Source organism: Nitratireductor thuwali, assembly GCF_036621415.1.
Lineage (GTDB): Bacteria > Pseudomonadota > Alphaproteobacteria > Rhizobiales > Rhizobiaceae > Chelativorans > Chelativorans thuwali.
Genome location: NZ_CP030941.1, coordinates 4,026,614 through 4,044,664, shown reverse-complemented (window position 1 = coordinate 4,044,664; position 18,051 = coordinate 4,026,614). Strand labels below are relative to the sequence as shown.

General features: G+C 65.1%; 17 protein-coding genes. 6 read left to right on the top strand and 11 right to left on the bottom strand.

What is annotated here, in order from left to right; all coding sequences use genetic code 11:
- Nucleotides 1-11: 11 nt before the first annotated feature.
- From pdhA to tpiA, 10 genes are all read right to left on the bottom strand, one after another.
- The gene (gene pdhA, locus NTH_RS19600) at nt 12-1,079 is read right to left on the bottom strand and encodes a pyruvate dehydrogenase (acetyl-transferring) E1 component subunit alpha (protein ID WP_338531590.1); all 1,068 of its coding nucleotides are present in this window, start codon (nt 1,077-1,079) and stop codon (nt 12-14) included.
- Nucleotides 1,080-1,303: 224 nt separating this feature from the next.
- Entirely contained in the window at nt 1,304-1,630 is a 327-nt protein-coding gene (locus NTH_RS19595) for an FtsB family cell division protein (RefSeq protein WP_338531589.1), read from the bottom strand.
- 81 nt (nt 1,631-1,711) lie between these two features.
- The gene (eno, locus tag NTH_RS19590) at nt 1,712-2,986 is read right to left on the bottom strand and encodes a phosphopyruvate hydratase (protein WP_338531588.1); all 1,275 of its coding nucleotides are present in this window, start codon (nt 2,984-2,986) and stop codon (nt 1,712-1,714) included.
- A gap of 178 nt (nt 2,987-3,164) precedes the next feature.
- On the bottom strand, nt 3,165-3,353 hold the full coding sequence (locus NTH_RS19585; RefSeq protein WP_338531587.1) for a hypothetical protein: 189 nt from the start codon (nt 3,351-3,353) through the stop codon (nt 3,165-3,167).
- 81 nt (nt 3,354-3,434) lie between these two features.
- Nucleotides 3,435-4,169 (bottom strand): helix-turn-helix transcriptional regulator, encoded by a 735-nt coding sequence (locus NTH_RS19580; RefSeq protein WP_338531586.1) that lies wholly within the window; start codon nt 4,167-4,169, stop codon nt 3,435-3,437.
- Nucleotides 4,170-4,391: 222 nt separating this feature from the next.
- The gene (gene kdsA / locus NTH_RS19575; RefSeq protein ID WP_338531585.1) at nt 4,392-5,222 is read right to left on the bottom strand and encodes a 3-deoxy-8-phosphooctulonate synthase; all 831 of its coding nucleotides are present in this window, start codon (nt 5,220-5,222) and stop codon (nt 4,392-4,394) included.
- Nucleotides 5,219-6,097: a VOC family protein gene (locus tag NTH_RS19570; RefSeq protein ID WP_338531584.1), complete on the bottom strand. Its 879-nt coding sequence runs from the start codon at nt 6,095-6,097 to the stop codon at nt 5,219-5,221. Before NTH_RS19570 ends, kdsA begins: the two co-directional genes overlap by 4 nt.
- Nucleotides 6,098-6,137: 40 nt before the next feature.
- A complete protein-coding gene (locus tag NTH_RS19565; RefSeq protein WP_338531583.1) occupies nt 6,138-7,766 on the bottom strand; it encodes a CTP synthase in 1,629 nt (542 codons plus the stop codon).
- A 198-nt stretch (nt 7,767-7,964) separates the two neighbouring features.
- Nucleotides 7,965-8,348, bottom strand: a complete 384-nt coding sequence (secG, locus tag NTH_RS19560) for a preprotein translocase subunit SecG (protein ID WP_338531582.1) — start codon at nt 8,346-8,348, stop codon at nt 7,965-7,967.
- A gap of 146 nt (nt 8,349-8,494) precedes the next feature.
- A complete protein-coding gene (gene tpiA, locus NTH_RS19555) occupies nt 8,495-9,256 on the bottom strand; it encodes a triose-phosphate isomerase (protein WP_338531581.1) in 762 nt (253 codons plus the stop codon).
- A gap of 137 nt (nt 9,257-9,393) precedes the next feature.
- Between tpiA and NTH_RS19550 the strand changes: the two genes are divergently transcribed.
- The 6 genes from NTH_RS19550 to lexA all read left to right on the top strand — a co-directional run bounded on the left by NTH_RS19550 (nt 9,394) and on the right by lexA (nt 15,633).
- A complete protein-coding gene (locus NTH_RS19550) occupies nt 9,394-11,280 on the top strand; it encodes a SurA N-terminal domain-containing protein (RefSeq protein WP_338531580.1) in 1,887 nt (628 codons plus the stop codon).
- A 7-nt stretch (nt 11,281-11,287) separates the two neighbouring features.
- Nucleotides 11,288-12,304, top strand: a complete 1,017-nt coding sequence (gene trpD, locus NTH_RS19545; protein WP_338531579.1) for an anthranilate phosphoribosyltransferase — start codon at nt 11,288-11,290, stop codon at nt 12,302-12,304.
- A gap of 9 nt (nt 12,305-12,313) precedes the next feature.
- Nucleotides 12,314-13,129 (top strand): indole-3-glycerol phosphate synthase TrpC, encoded by an 816-nt coding sequence (gene trpC / locus NTH_RS19540; protein ID WP_338531578.1) that lies wholly within the window; start codon nt 12,314-12,316, stop codon nt 13,127-13,129.
- A complete protein-coding gene (gene moaC / locus NTH_RS19535) occupies nt 13,129-13,644 on the top strand; it encodes a cyclic pyranopterin monophosphate synthase MoaC (RefSeq protein ID WP_338531577.1) in 516 nt (171 codons plus the stop codon). Before trpC ends, moaC begins: the two co-directional genes overlap by 1 nt.
- Nucleotides 13,625-14,827 (top strand): gephyrin-like molybdotransferase Glp, encoded by a 1,203-nt coding sequence (glp, locus tag NTH_RS19530; RefSeq protein WP_338531576.1) that lies wholly within the window; start codon nt 13,625-13,627, stop codon nt 14,825-14,827. Before moaC ends, glp begins: the two co-directional genes overlap by 20 nt.
- 89 nt (nt 14,828-14,916) lie before the next feature.
- Nucleotides 14,917-15,633: a transcriptional repressor LexA gene (gene lexA, locus NTH_RS19525; protein ID WP_338531575.1), complete on the top strand. Its 717-nt coding sequence runs from the start codon at nt 14,917-14,919 to the stop codon at nt 15,631-15,633.
- Here lexA and NTH_RS19520 read toward each other — a convergent pair.
- Nucleotides 15,627-17,957: a ComEC/Rec2 family competence protein gene (locus tag NTH_RS19520; protein WP_338531574.1), complete on the bottom strand. Its 2,331-nt coding sequence runs from the start codon at nt 17,955-17,957 to the stop codon at nt 15,627-15,629. The genes lexA and NTH_RS19520 overlap by 7 nt on opposite strands.
- Nucleotides 17,958-18,051 lie beyond the last annotated feature (94 nt).

Genomic DNA, 18,051 nt, shown 5'->3' with positions numbered 1-18,051 from the left:
TGCGTCCCCCCTTAGAGCAGGATGTCGGTATAGAGTTCGGAAACATCCGGCTCGGGGTCGTTCTGGGCGAAATCGGCGGCATCGGCCACGATCTCGCGGACCCTCTTGTCGACCGCCTTCAACTCGTCCTCGCTCGACCACTTCTTCTCCACCAGGCGGTTCTTCACCTGCTCGATCGGGTCATGCTCGGAGCGCATCTTCTGCACTTCGTCCTTGGACCGATATTTGGCGGGGTCCGACATGGAATGGCCGCGATAGCGGTAGGTCTGCATCTCGAGGATGATCGGCCCTTTGCCGGAGCGGCACCATTCGACCGCCAGGTCGCCGGCGGCCTTGACGGCGCGCACGTCCATGCCGTCGACCTGGATGCCGGGGATCTTGAAGGAGAGGCCGCGGTGCGAAAAATCCGTTTCGGCGGAAGAGCGCGAAACGGATGTCCCCATGGCGTAGCGGTTGTTCTCGATGATGTAGACGACCGGAAGCTTCCACAGCGAGGCCATGTTGAAGCTCTCGTAGACCTGGCCCTGATTGGCCGCTCCGTCGCCGAAATAGGTCAGGGAAACGCTGTCATTGCCGCGATAGCGGTTGGCGAAGGCCAAGCCCGTTCCCAGCGAGACTTGCGCGCCGACGATGCCATGGCCGCCATAGAACTTCTTCTCCTTGGAGAACATGTGCATGGAGCCGCCCTTGCCCTTGGAGTAGCCGCTGCGCCGGCCCGTCAGCTCGGCCATCACGCCGCGCGGCTCCATGCCCGTGGCAAGCATATGGCCGTGGTCGCGATAGCCGGTGATTACCTGATCGCCCTCCTTCAGGGCCATCTGCATGCCGACGACGACCGCTTCCTGTCCGATATAGAGGTGGCAGAAGCCGCCGATCAGACCCATGCCGTAGAGCTGGCCGGCCTTTTCCTCGAAGCGGCGGATGAGGAGCATGTCCTCATAGGCCTTGAGCTCCTGTTCCTTCTTGAACTCCTCGGGCTTCGGCGTTTTCACCGCGTTCGCCGCCGCTATCGCGCTGCGCGGCGGCGACTTGGATTTGGACACATTTTTGGCTGTGGTTTTCCTGGCGGCTGTCGCCATGTTTCGCTCCCTGGATCGTCTCTTATCGGACATGGGACGAGGAACCGGCAGTCACAACCCGCATGCGCCATCACTGGTGCCGCGGCAACCGAAAACCGACGATCCACTCCCTCAGCCAACAAGCTAACATGGGCGTATGCTCGGCGCTACGCCAAAAAAGCATGCCTGCTATGCCGCTAAGCGTCTTCATTCATTGGGAAATACAACGATTAACTCGATTTCGGTTAATCGCTGGATGCCGCTGCGCGGTAGATGACGATCTCGTTATCCTGGGCCAAGCTTAGCTTACGACGCGCCTGCTCGTCGAGCATATCTTTTTCCAGGCTGCCGTCGTTGATCAGCGCCAACCGGCCTTCCAGCTTCTCGCGCACGGCGCGCAGGCCGGCGAGCTCGGCTTCAAGAACGGCCACCCGTTTCACCAGGTTCTCGCGCGCATAGATGCCGTAGTCCCCATGGAAGACATGGTAGGCAAAATACGACAGGAACAGGCTGGCGATCGCCGGGACGATCAGCCTTCCGGTATTTCTGCGTTTGTGATGGCGGGTCCACATGCGGCAAATTCCTTCCGCCGCATGTGGCCATATCTTGTTTAATGGAGGGTTATTGCGCCGGTTCCCGGCTGCAAAAACGCTCTATCCGCGCAGAATGTCGCGGCCGGCGTAGCGCGCCTGGCGGCCCAGTTCCTGCTCGATGCGGATAAGCTGGTTGTATTTGGCCAGCCGGTCGGAGCGCGCCAGCGACCCGGTCTTGATCTGCCCGCAATTGGTGGCCACGGCCAGGTCGGCGATGGTGGAATCCTCCGTCTCGCCGGAGCGGTGCGACATCACCGCCGAATAAGCCGCCTTGTGCGCCGTCTCGACCGCATCGAGCGTTTCGGTCAGCGTTCCGATCTGGTTCACCTTGACGAGGATGGAATTGGCGATGCCCATCTTGATCCCGTCCCGCAGGCGGGCCGAATTGGTGACGAAGAGATCGTCGCCGACGAGCTGCACCTTGTCGCCGGCGATGTCAGTGAGGATCTTCCAGCCCTCGAAATCGTCCTCGGACATGCCGTCCTCGATCGAGATGATCGGATAATCGGCGGCAAGCTTTGCCAGATATTCGGCCTGCGCCTTGCCGTCGCGCGTCTTCCCCTCGCCTTCATAGACGTATTTGCCGTCCTTGAAGAACTCGGTGGCCGCGCAATCGAGGGCGATCGCCACGTCCTCGCCCGGCCTGTAGCCGGCTCTTTCGACCGAGGCCATGATGAAGTCCAGCGCCTCCTGGGCGCTTTTGAGTCCCGGCGCGAAGCCGCCTTCGTCGCCCACATTGGTGTTGTGCCCGGCCTTCTTCAACCCGGCCTTCAGCGTGTGGAAGATTTCCGAGCCCCAGCGCACCGCCTCGGCCAGCGAGCCGGCGCCCACCGGCATCACCATGAACTCCTGAAAGTCGATGGGGTTGTCGGCATGGGCGCCGCCATTGATGATGTTCATCATAGGCACCGGCAGGAGATGCGCGCCGGCGCCGCCGACATAACGGTAAAGCGGAAGACCGGAGGCATCGGCGGCGGCCTTCGCCACGGCCAGCGACACGCCGAGAATGGCGTTGGCGCCGAGGCGGCTCTTGTTCGGCGTGCCGTCGAGCTCGATCATCGTATGGTCGATATGGATCTGGGCTTCGGCGTCCATGCCGCCGATCGCCTCGAATATCTCGCCATTGACGGCCTCGACCGCCTGCTGGACGCCCTTGCCCAGGTAGCGCGGGCCCCCGTCGCGGAGCTCCACGGCTTCATGCGCGCCCGTCGAAGCGCCCGAAGGAACCGCTGCCCGGCCCATCGAGCCGTCTTCCAGCACCACGTCCACCTCGACGGTGGGGTTGCCACGGCTGTCGAGAATTTCACGTCCGACGATGTCGATAATGGCAGTCATGGGTGCTCTCTTTGGTCTTGGGGTTGCTCGAAAGGACTGTCGGCGCCCGTCTTAGCGAAAGTTGGGCAAAAAACAATGACGCCAAAGGCAGGCCGCATGCACGACCTGCCTGTGTCGCGATGATGAAGGTGGGTGAGCACGGCTGCCAGCCTCAGTGGGCATGCCTAGTCTGCGGCCCCTAGCCGATCTGGCGCTCATTGAGAAGTTCGATCGACATTCTGGCAAAGTGGGCAAAGAGCTTGAAGTCCTCGAAGTCCCGAAGATTGGCTGCGAGCCTCACGGCCTCACGCAGATGCAGGGCGATAATGTCGCCGTCGGCAAAGGCTGCGGGCTTGCTCGCCGCAGCGCCGTCCCCCCTGAAGGTCATTTTGGTCACCTCGTTATGACAGATGACAATAATGCGTGAGGCCACTCGGCGCGACAACCTCCGTGTACCGGCTAACCAATATTAGGGAGCGGACAGCCGGATCAGCCCTAGGGAGATCGCCTTGCCCACGGCCTGCGAAAGCGTCCGGCAATCGAGCTTCAGCTTGGCCGACTTCAGATAGCTCCTGACGGTATGCTCGGAAATCTCGAGTATAGCGGCGATGTCGCCAGCTTCCTTCCCGCGCGACACCCAGTGGAGGCATTCCAGCTCCCGCTGGCCGAGCCGCATCTTGTCGTCGAAGCCGGCTTCCGAGACAGCCCGGTCATGGAGGATGCGTGCGACCTCATGTAGCTCCGATTCATGGGCTTCGATGAAGGACCGCCATTCCCGAACGGGCCTGTCCGTGTTGAGTGAGGTGAGCGATCGTCGACCATTGGGATCGATGACCGGTATGGAATAGCCTTCCGGGCCCACTCCGGCCTTGAACGCATCCTCCAGGATTCGCTCCCAGCCGGCCGTCCGTTCGAGATCGGACCAGAAGAATGCCTTATCGGAGGTGAAGCCGGCCACCACCACCTGGTCCTGGCGGATATAGCCCGCCGTCAGCTGCTGGGTCACCCATTCCGGCGAATAGGTCGTGCGGAGATAGGGCACGTCAAACAGGCCCAGTTCCGCCGTTGCCAGTCGCACGGTGACGTTCAGGATGCCATAGACGTCGCAGATAAGACGAATGGCGACGTCGTTGGTGGACGCCTCCCTTATCAGACGAACCCTCTTCGCCCTATCAAGCGGCTGTCTGTCTGACGTGCCGTCCATAAGCTTCGCGTCCCCCTCGCAGAGAAGGATGTACTCTCAAAGCTTGGCCGACCGCAACATCTACCGCCGAGTAAATGAATAGAGACGTGCTCAAGGGAGACATATTCATGGCATTCAAGAACGTAAGTATTTTGTAATGTACAATAGTTCTCGGATTGCTGCTGCCGAAAAGCCGGCCGCGATAAGCCGATGGACTTGCAAAGGCGCCGGGAACTTCTTGCCTCAGCCCTTGGCTACCCGGTCAAACGCCATGAGCTTATCGAGGAGGGCGGGCATATCCCGCAGCGGCACCATGTTGGGGCCGTCCGAGGGTGCATTGTCGGGGTCTTCATGGGTCTCGATGAAAACGCCGGCCACGCCCACCGCGACAGCCGCACGTGCCAGAGTCTCGACGAAGCGGCGCTCGCCGCCGCTTGAGCCGCCCATGCCGCCGGGCTGCTGCACCGAATGGGTGGCATCGAAGATGACCGGCGCGCCGAACTCGGCCATTTGCGGCAGGGCGCGCATGTCGGAGACCAGCGTGTTGTAGCCGAAGGACGTGCCGCGCTCGGTGACGAGCACGTTGGCGTTTCCCGATTCGGTCACCTTGGCCACCACGTTCTTCATATCCCAGGGCGCCAGGAATTGGCCCTTCTTGACATTCACCACCTTGCCGGTGCTGGCGGCGGCGATCAGAAGATCGGTCTGCCGGCAAAGGAAGGCCGGGATCTGCAGCACGTCGACGGCTTCGGCGACGACCGCGCATTGCTCCTCGGTGTGGACGTCGGTCAGCACCGGCACCCCCAGCTCGCGGCGCAGATCCGCGAAGATCGGCAGCGCCCTATCGAGGCCGGCGCCGCGCCGGCCCGAAAGCGAGGTGCGGTTGGCCTTGTCGAAGCTCGTCTTGTAGACGAAGCCGATGCCGAGCTTTGCGGTAAGCTCCTTGAGCCTGCCGGCGATGTCGAACGCATGATCGCGCGATTCGAGCTGGCAGGGACCGGCGATCAGCGCCAGGGGCGCGTCGTTGGAGAACAGGGTGCTGCCGATGGCGACGCGTGGATTGGGCGATGTCATGGTTGTTCCTCGAACAGGAGATATGCACCCTGCCCCGGCGCGGGCGCAATGCAAATGTGATCGCGCGTTTGCTCGAACGGAATGCCTTCGCGCTCAAGCACGGCCCTTGGACGTGCCTGGTCACCGCAACGAAGAACGATGCCGACCGGCCTGGGACCCGGAGAAGGTTCAACCGTGATCCCATAGATTTCGCGCAAGGTCTCCGGGGCGCCGATTTGTATCGAGCCGTTTGCCAGATAAACGTCAAGCAGGCCGTCCGCCCGTTCCGACGATTGCGAACCGGCGAAGGCGGCAAAGAAGCGGCCGGCGGATTGGGGGTCGGCGGCGGTGACGAGGATTTTGCCGACTGCCGTTGCCCCGTTTGCGTGGCGCACGAGTTCGGAGCGGTCGACGGGAAGCGGGTTCAGGCGCTGGCATGTGAAACAGAAGCTGCCCGGCCATCCGGGAGGCGCCGCGAAGGCGAGACGGAACGAAGCCTGCGCTGCCTTGCCGCCGGCGTCGGTGAACGGCCTCGAAAACTCCAGCACTGCGCCGGGGCTTATGCCTTGCTCGACGAACCTGCGGTGATCGCTCAAGGCGTCGTCCGTGGCCAGCACGATCGCGGAAAAGCCCTCCTGCCCATATCGGGCGCGAAAGGCTCCGTCGCGCCCGACGAATACATTGCCGCCGGCAGCGGCTTCAAAGGCCCGCCCATCGTCGATCCGCGCGAGCGGCTCAAGATATGTGCCGTTGGAGAAGAAGACGCAGGCATTGCCCGTGCCGAACGGATGGGCTGCGTCCGGGGCGACGGAGAAGCCAAGGGCGGACATGCGGCGGCGCGCCTCGTCCAGCCGGGCGACGGGCAATACGCAGTGGTCGATCGGCGGTGGCGGCATGATCATGCTCCAGTTGCACGGGGCACGTGCCCGATCGCCCTCACACCAGTCTCGACTGCTCCACGGCGGCACCGATGAAGGAGGCAAAAAGCGGATGCGGCTCGAAGGGCCGGCTCTTCAGCTCCGGATGATACTGGACGCCGATGAACCAGGGATGGTCGGCATATTCGATGGTTTCCGGCAGAACGCCGTCCGGCGAAAGACCGGCGAAGACAAGGCCACATTCCTCCAGCTTTTCCCGGTAGCCGATATTGACTTCATAGCGATGGCGGTGGCGCTCGGAGATGGTTTGAGACCCGTAGATCTCGGCGATCTTCGAGCCGCCGGTCAGCTTCGCCTCATAGGCGCCGAGCCGCATGGTGCCGCCCAGATCGCCGGCCGCCGTGCGCTTTTCCAGCATGTTGCCCTTCAACCATTCGGTCATCAGGCCCACGACCGGCTCGCCCGTCGGCCCGAATTCGGTCGAGGAGGCCCTGTCGATGCCGGCCAGCGAGCGGGCCGCCTCGATGCAGGCCATCTGCATGCCGAAGCAGATGCCGAAATACGGCACCTTGCGTTCGCGCGCGAACCTGGCCGCCAGGATCTTGCCTTCCGCGCCGCGCTCGCCGAACCCGCCGGGCACAAGGATGCCATGCACCTTTTCGAGCCAGGGCGCCGGATCTTCCTTCTCGAAGATCTCCGCTTCGATCCACTCGAGCTTCACGCGCACCCGGTTGGCCATGCCGCCATGGGACAGCGCCTCGTTGAGCGATTTGTAGGCGTCCTTGAGGCCCGTATATTTGCCGACGACGGCTATGGTGACCTCGCCCTCGGGGTTGTGGATCCGGTCGGAGACTTCGTGCCAGCGCTCCATGCGCGGCTTGGGTGCCGGATCGATGCCGAAGGCGGCAAGCACTTCCGAATCGAGCCCCTCGCGATGATAGGCATTCGGCACGTCGTAGATATGCGCGACGTCCAGCGCCTGGATGACGGCGGATTCGCGAACATTGCAGAAGAGCGAGAGCTTGCGGCGCTCGTCGGAAGGGATTTCCCGGTCGGCGCGCACCAGCAGGATATCGGGCGCGATGCCGATCGAACGCAGCTCCTTGACGGAATGCTGTGTCGGCTTGGTCTTCAGCTCGCCGGCGGCCGGTATCCACGGCATCAGCGTCAGGTGAACATAGACGGCGTTGCCGCGCGGCAGCTCGTTGCCGAGCTGACGGATCGCCTCGAGGAAGGGCATGGCCTCGATATCGCCCACCGTGCCGCCGATCTCGCACAGGACGAAGTCGAACTCATCGTTGCCTTCGAGGATGAACTGCTTGATCTCGTCGGTGACGTGCGGGATCACCTGCACCGTGGCGCCGAGATAATCGCCGCGCCGCTCCTTCTCGATGATATTCTGGTAGATGCGGCCGGTGGTGATGTTGTCGTGCTTGTTGGCCGAGCGCCCGGTGAAGCGCTCATAGTGGCCAAGGTCCAGATCGGTCTCGGCGCCGTCGTCCGTCACGAAGACTTCACCGTGCTGATAAGGCGACATGGTGCCCGGATCGACGTTCAGATAGGGATCCAGCTTTCTGATTCGCACGCGGTAGCCGCGCGCCTGAAGCAGCGCGCCGAGGGCCGCCGCTGCAATGCCTTTGCCGAGGGAGGAAACCACGCCGCCCGTGATGAATACATATCGCGCCATGGGATTCACCGCATAGCGGGGCACGGCCGATTCCGCCAGTGCAAAATGCCGTAGCCCGCAGATTTTTGTCTTGCCGGGCGTGAACGGCCGGCGCGCGAAGGCGGGGCGTCAGCCCGCGCATTTGCCCATAACCAAGGCGCGGGAAACGTCCGCGCCTTGATCATAGGGAGTGGCTTGGAGACGGTCGCTGCCCGTCCCTTACTGGCCGTTGGGAACCTGCGGTTCCGGGCTTGGCGCCTCGCCTTCATCGGCCGGTTCCGTAGGCTGAACGCTGCCGCCGAGCTGGTCCAGAATGCCGCCCGAGCCGTCCTGGGTATCGGACTGCGTCTGGGGCAGGTTCTCGAGTATGTCCGTCGGCCGTGCCTCGTAGCGCGCCAGAACGGACAGGGCGAGCGAGGTGGCGAAGAAGGCCGCGGCGAGGATCGAGGTGGTGCGCGTCAGTGCGTTGGCCGCGCCGCGCGCCGACATGAAGCCGGACCCTCCGCCGATGCCAAGACCGCCTCCCTCGGAGCGCTGCATGAGGACCGCGCCGACCAGCGCGAGCACGACGAGCAAATGAATGACGATGATGACAGTCTGCATGAATCCTTCCGGCGCTTCGCGCGACAAAACCCAGCGGCGAACCGCAGATGCGGCTCATTACATGGCTTTGCAGGTTTTTCCAAGTCCCCGTACGCCAGAGATAAGCGCGATCGCCGCCTTTGCAAGAAATCGGCGCGGGATGCGCCCTACCGCTGGGCCGCAGCCCTGGCGATCCCCAGGAAATCGTCGGCCTTGAGGCTGGCTCCGCCGACGAGCGCGCCGTCGACATTCGGCACCGCCAGAAGCTCGGCCGCATTGGAAGGCTTGACCGAGCCGCCATAAAGGATCCGCATCCGCTCCGCCTTCTCGCCAAGCCTTTGGCGAAGCTCGGCCCGCAAATGGGCGTGCGCCTCCGCCACGTCGTCGGCCGTGGGGGTTAGGCCCGTGCCGATCGCCCAGACCGGCTCATAGGCGATGACCGTGTTGTGGGCCGTGGCCTCGTCGGGAACGGAGCCGGAGATCTGCCGCGAAAGCACGCGGAGCGTCTCGCCGGCTTCGCGCTGATCCCTCGTCTCGCCGATGCAGATGATGGCCACCAGCCCGGCGCGCCAGGCCGCCCTTGCCTTTTTCGCGACGGTCTCGTCCGATTCGCCGTGGTCGGTCCGGCGTTCCGAGTGGCCGACGATGACATGGGCAGCGCCGCAGTCGGCGAGCATTTCGGCGGAAATGTCGCCGGTGTGAGCGCCCTTTTCCTCGGCATGACAATCCTGGCCGCCGATCGAGAACGCCAGCCCCCGCACCGTCGCCGCCGCCTCGTGAAGCAGGGTCGCCGGCGGGCAGATCAGCCCGTCGGCATTTCCTGCGTATTGCGCGAAGCCCTCGGCCATGGCCTTCAGCTCGCTCAGGGAAGAACGCGTTCCGTGCATTTTCCAGTTTCCGGCGATCAGGGGGCGGATGTCGGGGGTCATGGCGTTCCGTTCGATCTGGTGGACCTTCGACCTGTTCACTACCAAAATACGGCCACAAAGCAATCGACAGTGGCGCGCGGGGGCGTTATGCCCATTGGTCGTTGTTTAAGTTCAACCGGAAAGACATCGGAACCAGCATGCTTGAAAGCCTCCGACACGCAGCCACCACCTGGATCGCCAAGCTCCTGCTTGTTCTTTTGGTCATGAGTTTCGCCGTTTGGGGCATTTCCGGGCAGATGTTCTCCGATGCCAATCAAACCGTCGTGACCGCCGGCGACACGTCGGTATCGGCCCAGGAGTTCCGGCTGGCCTACGACCGTCAGATCGCGCAGATATCCCAACAGCTTGGAACGCGGGTGACGCGCGAGCAGGCCGTCGCCTTCGGCCTCGACAACCAGGTATTGGCCGAGCTGGCGGCAGGTGCGGCACTGGAGGAAACGGCCAGCGAGATGAATCTCGGCGTTTCCCAGCAGAAGGTCGCCGAGTTCGTGGCTTCGAACCCCGCTTTCCAGAACGCCAGCGGGCGCTTCGACCGTCGTCAGTTCGAATTCGTGCTCAGCCAGTCCGGCGTCCGGCCGGAGGAGTATCTCAGGCAGCGCGAACAGGCCGCCGTCAGGCAGCAGATCGTGGATGCCGTTTCGGGCGGCATCTCGGCGCCGCAGACGCTGCTCGAGAGCATCGCCCTTTATCGCGGCGAAGACCGTACCATCGAATATGTGGCGCTGCCGCGCAGCCTGGTCGAGCCCATCGAGGAGCCGACCGGGGAAGAGCTCCAGAGCTGGTTCGAGGAAAACAAGGAGCGCTATGCGGCGCCCGAGTACCGCCAGATCAATTATGTGAAGCTCGAGCCCGAGGACATAGCCGACCCGTCGGTGATTTCCGACGAACAGGTCCGCTCCTACTACGAGGAGAACAAGGACCGATACACGACCGCCGAGCGGCGGACCTTCGACAAGATCACCTATTCCACCCGGGAGGAGGCCGAGACCGCGCGCGAGGCCCTCAGGACCGGATCGAGCTTTGACGATCTGTTGTCGATGAGCGGCGCGCCGGCTTCGGACGTGCGCTTCGAGGAGATGACCCGCGAGGCGATCGCCGACGAGGCCATTGCCGAGGCGGTCTATTCGGTCGAGGAGGGAAACACCAGCGACGTGATCGACAGTCCCTTCGGTCCGGCGCTCGTCCGCGTGGTGGAGGTGCTGCCCGAAAGGGCCGTGCCGCTGGAGGAAGTCTCCGAAGAGATCCGGCAGGAGCTGGCGCTGGACGAAGCGAGCCGGGTCCTGCTGGACACCTACGACGCCTATGAAGACGCACGGGCGGGCGGCCAGTCGATGCAGGAAGCCGCCGCCAGCCTCAAGCTGGAAATGGAGACCGTCGAGGCGGTCGACCGTACCGGCCAGAATCCCGACGGCGAGATCATCCGCGACTTGCCCGCTTCGAGCGACCTCATTTCGGCGGCCTTCGACACCGAGGAAGGCGTCGAGAACCCGCCGCTCAATCTGGGATCCAACGGTTTCCTGTTCTACGAGGTCGCCGATGTCGTTCCGGCCCGCGACCGTTCGCTGGACGAGGTGCGCGAGAAGGTCGTGGCCGACTGGAAGGATGAGCGGGCCCGCGAAAAGCTGACGGCACGCGCCCGCGAACTCCAGGAAGAGGTGCAGGCGGGAAAGTCGCTGGATGAGATCGCTTCCGAGCTCGGCCTGCAGAAGGAGGTCCGGCGCGGGCTCAAACGCCAGGCGAACGATGCGACCATCGGACGGGACGGCGTGGCCGCCGTCTTCTCGGTCGCTCAGGGCGAAACGGGCATCTTCGACAATCCTGCCGGCGACGGTCAGTTCCTGTTCAAGGTAACGGAGGTCTTTGCGCCCGCCACCGCGTCGGCGGATGCTTTGCCGGACGATCTGGCGCGATCCGTGCAGCAGAACCTGTCCAACGATCTGGTCAACCAACTCGTCACCCGCCTTCAGGCCGAACATGGCGTGACGGTGAACCAGGGCGCCATCCAGCAAGCGCTCAGCTTCTGATCGTCCGATGGCGGATCTGAAAGCACATATCGCGACCGTTGCCGCCGGCAGGTCGCTGAGCTTCGAGGAAGCGCGGGATGCGTTCGACATCATCATGTCGGGCGAAGCCACGCCGAGCCAGATCGGCGGCTTCCTCATGGCGCTGAGGGTGCGCGGCGAGACCGTGGACGAAATAAGCGGCGCCGTAGAGACAATGCGGGCGAAGATGCTGCCGGTCGATGCGCCGGAAGGCGCCGTCGACATCGTCGGCACCGGGGGCGACTCCTCGGGGACCTACAACGTGTCGACCTGCGCCGCCTTCATCGTGGCCGGCGCGGGCGTTCCCGTGGCCAAGCACGGCAATCGTGCGCTTTCCTCGCGTTCGGGCGCGGCCGACAGTCTGGCTGCCCTCGGGGTCAATATCGAGATCGGGCCCGAGGCGATCTCCGCCTGCGTGCGCGAGGCCGGCCTCGGCTTCATGTTCGCGCCGGCCCACCATTCGGCCATGCGCCATGTCGGCCCGATGCGGGTGGAGCTGGGCACGCGAACGATCTTCAATCTGCTCGGCCCGCTTTCCAATCCGGCCAGCGTCAAGCGCCAGCTCGTCGGCGTGTTCGCCGAAGAGTGGGTCGAGCCGCTGGCCCATGTGCTCAAGCAGCAGGGCGCCGAAAGAGCGTGGGTGGTGCACGGCGACGGCCTCGACGAGATGTCGACCACGGGCACGACCCAGATTGCCGCCCTCGAGGACGGTCTCGTGCGCTGCTTCGAACTGACGCCGGAGGAAGCGGGGCTTGCGCGCGTCTCGATCGACGAGATCAGGGGCGGCGATGCACAGCACAACGCCCGGGCGCTGCGGGCCGTGCTGGAAGGCGCGCAGAACGCCTACCGCGACATCGCTGTTCTCAACGCCGGCGGCGCCCTGGTGGTGGCCGGCAAGGCGGGCAGCATCACGGAAGGTGTGCAACTGGCCGCCCGGTCGATCGACAGCGGCTCGGCGCTGGCAAGGCTGGAAAAGCTGGTCGAAATCTCCAACCGGCGGGCGTAAGGTAGGGCCATGGTCGATATTCTGCGCAAGATCGAGGCCTATAAGCGCGGCGAGATCGCCGCGGCCAAGGCGGCGGTGCCGGAGAACGAGATCAAGGCGCGCGCACGCGATGCCGCCCCTGCGCGCGGCTTCTTCGAAGCCCTGCGGACCCGGCGCGCGGCCGGCGGTCTCGCGCTGATCGCCGAGGTCAAGAAGGCCAGCCCCTCAAAGGGGCTCATCCGGGCCGATTTCGATCCGCCCGCCCTGGCCAGGGCCTATGAGGCGGGCGGCGCGGCCTGTCTTTCGATCCTTACGGACGCACCTTCCTTTCAGGGCGCGCCAGAATTCCTGACCGCCGCACGCGCGGCCTGCGGCCTGCCGGTGCTGCGCAAGGACTTCATGTTCGAGCCTTACCAGGTCTACGAGGCCCGCTCCTGGGGCGCCGACGCAATTCTTGTCATCATGGCGAGCGTTGCCGACGACGAGGCGAAGGCACTTGAGGAGACCGCTTTCGCGCTTGGCATGGATGTCCTGATCGAGGTTCACGACGAACCGGAGCTCGAGCGCGCGCTTCGCCTGGATTCGCCGCTGATCGGCATCAACAACCGCAACCTGCGGACCTTTGAGACCGCGCTTGAAACTTCCGAGCGCCTTGCACCCATGGTCCCGGACGACCGCCTGATCGTCGGCGAAAGCGGCATCTTCACCCATGAGGATTGCCTGCGGCTTCTTAAGGCCGGCATCGGAACCTTCCTCGTCGGCGAAAGCCTCATGCGCCACAACGACGTCGCCGCCGCCACGCGGGCGCTTCTGGGCCGCGAGACGGGCACGCAGGCTGCCGAATAATGGCAGGCGAGAGTGAAAGGCTTACGCATCTGGGAACCGGCGGCGAAGCCCGCATGGTCGACGTCGGCGCGAAGGCGGAGACCGTACGCGTAGCCGTTGCCGAAGGCGCGGTGTCGATGAGCCCGGCGACGCTGGAAGCCATCCTGGTGGGCAACGCCAAGAAGGGCGACGTGATCGCCACAGCCCGCATCGCCGGCATCATGGCCGCCAAGAAGACCCACGAGCTGATCCCCCTGTGCCACCCGCTGGCGCTCAACCAGGTCGTGGTCGACATCGTTCCGGACGAGGCGCTGCCCGGGCTGCGCGTTACCGCCACCGTGCGCGTAAGCGGAAAGACGGGCGTGGAAATGGAGGCGCTGACGGCGGTCTCCATAGCCTGCCTGACCATCTACGACATGGCCAAGGCGCTCGACAAATCCATGGAAATCACCGATGTGCGGCTGGTCAGCAAGACCGGCGGAAAATCCGGGGAATGGCGGCGGGAGCAAGGGTCCGATGGCGCTCCTGCCGGTTGACGAGGCGCTCGACCGCATGCTCGACGGCGTGCGCGCGCTGGACAGCGAGGACGTGCCGATAGCGGCCGCCGCCGGGCGGGTCCTGGCTTCGGCGCTGAGCGCGCGGCGCACCCAGCCTCCCTTCGATGCCTCCGCCATGGACGGCTATGCGGTGCGTGCTGCCGACCTGGCAAACCCACCGGCCCGCCTGCGCCTGATCGGAGCTTCCGCCGCCGGCAAGCGCTATGCGGGCAGGCTCGGTCCCGGCGAGGCGGTGCGCATCTTTACCGGGGCGCCGATGCCGCAGGGCGCCGATGCAATCCTCATCCAGGAGAACGCCGAGGCCGACGGCGATGTCGTTGAGGCACGGGAGAGCGTGGAGCCCGGCCGCCATATCCGGCGCGCCGGGCTTGATTTCGAGCAAGGCGACGTTCTCCTCGATGCCGGCCGCGTCCTCGATCCCGCCGCCCTCTCGCTGGCCGGAGCCGCAGGTTATGGCCGCCTGCCGGTCGTGCGCCGTCCGCGGATCGCCATCGTCGCCACGGGCGACGAACTCGTGCCGCCGGGAACCGAGCCCGGCCCCGACCAGATCGTGGCATCCAACAATCTGTCCGTGGCGGCGCTCGCGCGTGCGGACGGCGCCGAAATCGTTGATCTTGGCATCGTCGGCGACGATCGCGCCGCCATCGCCGGCGCCATACGGGCCGCGCTGGGCGAGGCGGCCGACATCATCGTCACGCTCGGCGGCGCCTCGGTGGGAGAGCACGATCTGGTGCGCGAGGTGCTTGTCGGCGAAGGCATGGAGCTCGCCTTCTGGAAGATCGCGATGCGACCTGGAAAGCCGCTGATGTTCGGCCGGTTCGGCGGAACGCGGGTTCTGGGACTGCCCGGCAATCCGGTCTCGACCTTCGTGTGTTCGCATCTGTTCCTGAGGCCGCTGGTCGCCCGGTTTTCCGGCCGCACCTATCTGCCCGAACTGCGCTCGGCCATTCTTGCCCAACCGATGAAGGCCAACGACCATCGCCAGGACTACGTGCGCGCCTCGGTCATTTCCGGGCAGGACGGGCTGATGGCCTCGCCCTTCGATGTGCAGGATTCGTCGATGCTGTCGACCCTGGCCGCCTCCAACGCCCTTATCATCCGCGAACCCGGCGCCCCGGCGAGCGCGGCCGGAGAGCGCTGCCGCGTGCTGATGCTGCGATAATCCTGCCTGTATTTTGGGTATTGCGGAACACAAATGGAACAGATACGGTCTGTTCTGGTTTTGTTTTTCTGATTCCCGAGGTTGGAACAATGCTGACGCGCAAACAGCACGAGTTGCTGCTCTTCATTCACGAGCGGTTGAAGGAGACCGGCATTCCGCCCTCCTTCGACGAGATGAAGGAGGCGCTGGATCTTGCTTCCAAATCGGGCATCCACCGCCTGATCACGGCGCTGGAGGAGCGCGGCTTCATCCGCCGCCTGCCGAACCGCGCCCGGGCGCTGGAGGTGCTGCGCCTTCCCGATTCCATCGCTCCGGGACTCAACGCCCAGCGCAGGTTCTCGCCCAGCGTGATCCAGGGCAGCCTTGGCAGGCCCGCCGCATCTTCGCGGCCGAAGCCCTCGGCGAGCAATGACGACGACGTCAGTGTAATCTCCGTGCCTGTCATGGGCCGGATCGCCGCCGGCGTGCCTATCGAGGCCATTCAGCACCAGACGCATTCCATCGGCGTCCCGCCGGACATGTTGACGGGCGGCGAACACTACGCGCTCGAGGTCAAAGGCGACTCGATGATCGAGGCCGGCATTTTCGACGGCGACACGGTGATCATCCGCGAGACGCAGACGGCCAATCCGGGCGAAATCGTCGTCGCCTTGGTCGACGAGGAGGAGGCGACCCTCAAGCGCTTCCGCCGCAAGGGCGCCTCGATCGCGCTGGAGGCGGCCAACCCCGCCTATGAGACGCGCATCTTCGGTCCCGACCGGGTAAAGGTTCAGGGCAAGCTTATCGGGCTGATCCGGCGCTACTGATCCTGGCCTGTCTTGCGCCGGTAAGGCGGAAGGCCGCGGGCGGCGCGCCAATATTGCCGCTGCGTGTGCCAGGGCCGATAGGGCTGGCTGATCGCCTGGGCGAATTCGGTCCTCGCTTCGCCGGGACCCGCCAGCCAGACCGCCGCACTTCCCCTGAGCGCGAGGTCGCGCTTGGTGAAGACGAGTGCCTTGCTCCCGGAGCACAGATTTGAAGCCGTTGCGTCGTCGACGACGATTAGGGATGCTGTTTCACAGACTGGCTTTGCCGCTGCGGCATTCTCGGCGTGGGCAATAAGATGCCCAGCCGGGTTATCTATAAGACAGAGCCCGTTGACGCAGGAAAACTGGCGGGATTTCATCTCGGGCGCAGCGGTCTTGCCGGCAACCAGCGGCTTGACCACCATCTTGGCATTCAGGGCACGGGTCCAATCGTCCATCGTGAAACCGTTGGGCCGGGCGCGGTTGACCGCCAGGCCGCCATCGGCCGTCCTCACCCCCATCAGCCGGCCATCCTCGCTTATCAGCACGGCGGGCAGCTCGCGCGCGACAAGAAGCCCGAAGCCGACGACCGCCAGCGGCGCGGCCAGCAGCCTTGCGCGCGTGGTCGACAGGACGGCCACGACGAAGGCCACCGTCAGCAGCAGAAACGCCGGAAGCGGCATCAGGCCGACGGCATCGATGGGGGATCTGTCGGATATCCATTCGGCGATGGCGATGACCGCCGCTATGGCGCGTCCCATGATCGACAGGAAGAACCCGTCGAGGCCGAAGGGCATCGCGAAGATCGCAAGAACCGCCGCGGGCATCGCCACAAGCGAGACAAGCGGCATGGCGGCCAGATTGGCCGGCAGTGCCAGCGGCGAAGCGCGCTGGAAATGCCACGCGCCGAACAGCGTCGTCGCCAATCCCGCGATCACGGACGTCGCTGCGAGCCCTGCGGCGAAAACGAGCACTGTGCGCAACAGGTTGCGCGCCAGGCCTGCTGGCGGCACGCGGCCGCGTTCCCGCCGGCCCATGCGCCAGTCGGTCCAGCCGGCATAGGCGGCAATGAGCGCCGCTGTGGCGGCGAACGACATCTGGAAGCTCGGACCGACCACCTCGTGCGGCGAGATGATGATGATGATCAGCGCGGCGATGGCCAGATTGCGCATGGTAATGGCGGCGCGATCGAACAGCAGCGCCGCCAGCATCACCGCGAGCATGATGTAGCTGCGCTGGGCGGCCACTGCCGAGCCCGAGAAGAACAGATAGAGCGTGCAGAATGCGAGCGCCGCGCCGGCGGCGTATTTCTTCACCGGCACGCGTTGCGCAAATTGCGGGAAGAGGGCCGCGCCCGCCCGCGCCATTGCCATCACGGTAGCGGCCACCAGAGCCATATGGAGCCCGGATATCGCCAGGATGTGGGCAAGACCGGAGCGCCGCAGCCATTCGTTTATAGGCTCCGGTATGCCGGCGCGCATACCGACGATCATGGCGGCTGCCACCTGCCCTTCGGCGCCGGGAACCGCATGCCTGATACGTGCCGCGAGCCCTTCCCGCGCCGCCTGCAGCCAGCGCGCCGGCCCCGCGGTCACGCCGTCATCCGCCGCCACCGCCGCCCGCTCGGGGTTGGACAGGAAGAAGCCGACCGCTCCTATCCCGTTGAAATAGCTTGAGAAGGAAAAGTCATAGGCGCCGGGGCGGACCGGCCCGGAAGGGCTCATCAGGCTGGCAAGCCCGGTGATGCCGTCGCCGGCGGCAAGGCCCTCCGGCACCGCGCGGGCGCTTAGCCGCACGCGGGCGGGCGGATAGCGCAGTCGGGGCCGCTCGGTCGCCACAATGTCGATCGTCAGCCGCAGGCGCCCGCTTGCCTGGTGCTCCAGGCTCACCAGCCGCCCGGTGATCCTGGTGGTCACGTCCGATCCCATCATCGGCGTCGAAGAGCGCCAGGTTTCGAGCTTGCCCAGCAAGGCGCCGGCCAGGATCAGCAGGACCGCGCCGCTGATGAACGGCAGGATGCGACGATCGCGGGAAAGGAACGTGACGGCCAGAAGCAGGCATAACGAGAGCACCAGCGGCAGTGCTTCAGGCTCCCACGGCAGCGCGAAATAGGCCGCCACGCCCGCGCCCAGAAGAACGGGCAGGCACAGGAACGTCCCGCCGCGCGCCGCGTCCCGCGAGATCGCGGTGGGAACCCCCCGCCAGAAGGCAATGAAGGCCGGCAGCTGTGGCCGCTGTTCGGGCATGTCTGCCGGCACGGGCGCCGGCGGCGCGAGCGGACGCGCGGTTCCCGGCAGGAACAATCCGCGCTCGCTGTCCGCCGCTGCCGCCTTGTCGTCCGCCACGCCCGAACACCCCGCAGGCTTGCACCCCAAGCGGCCTATGCTACATGACGGGCAGCCGATTTCCAGCCGCGACGGCCACAGCCGCGCCGCAACC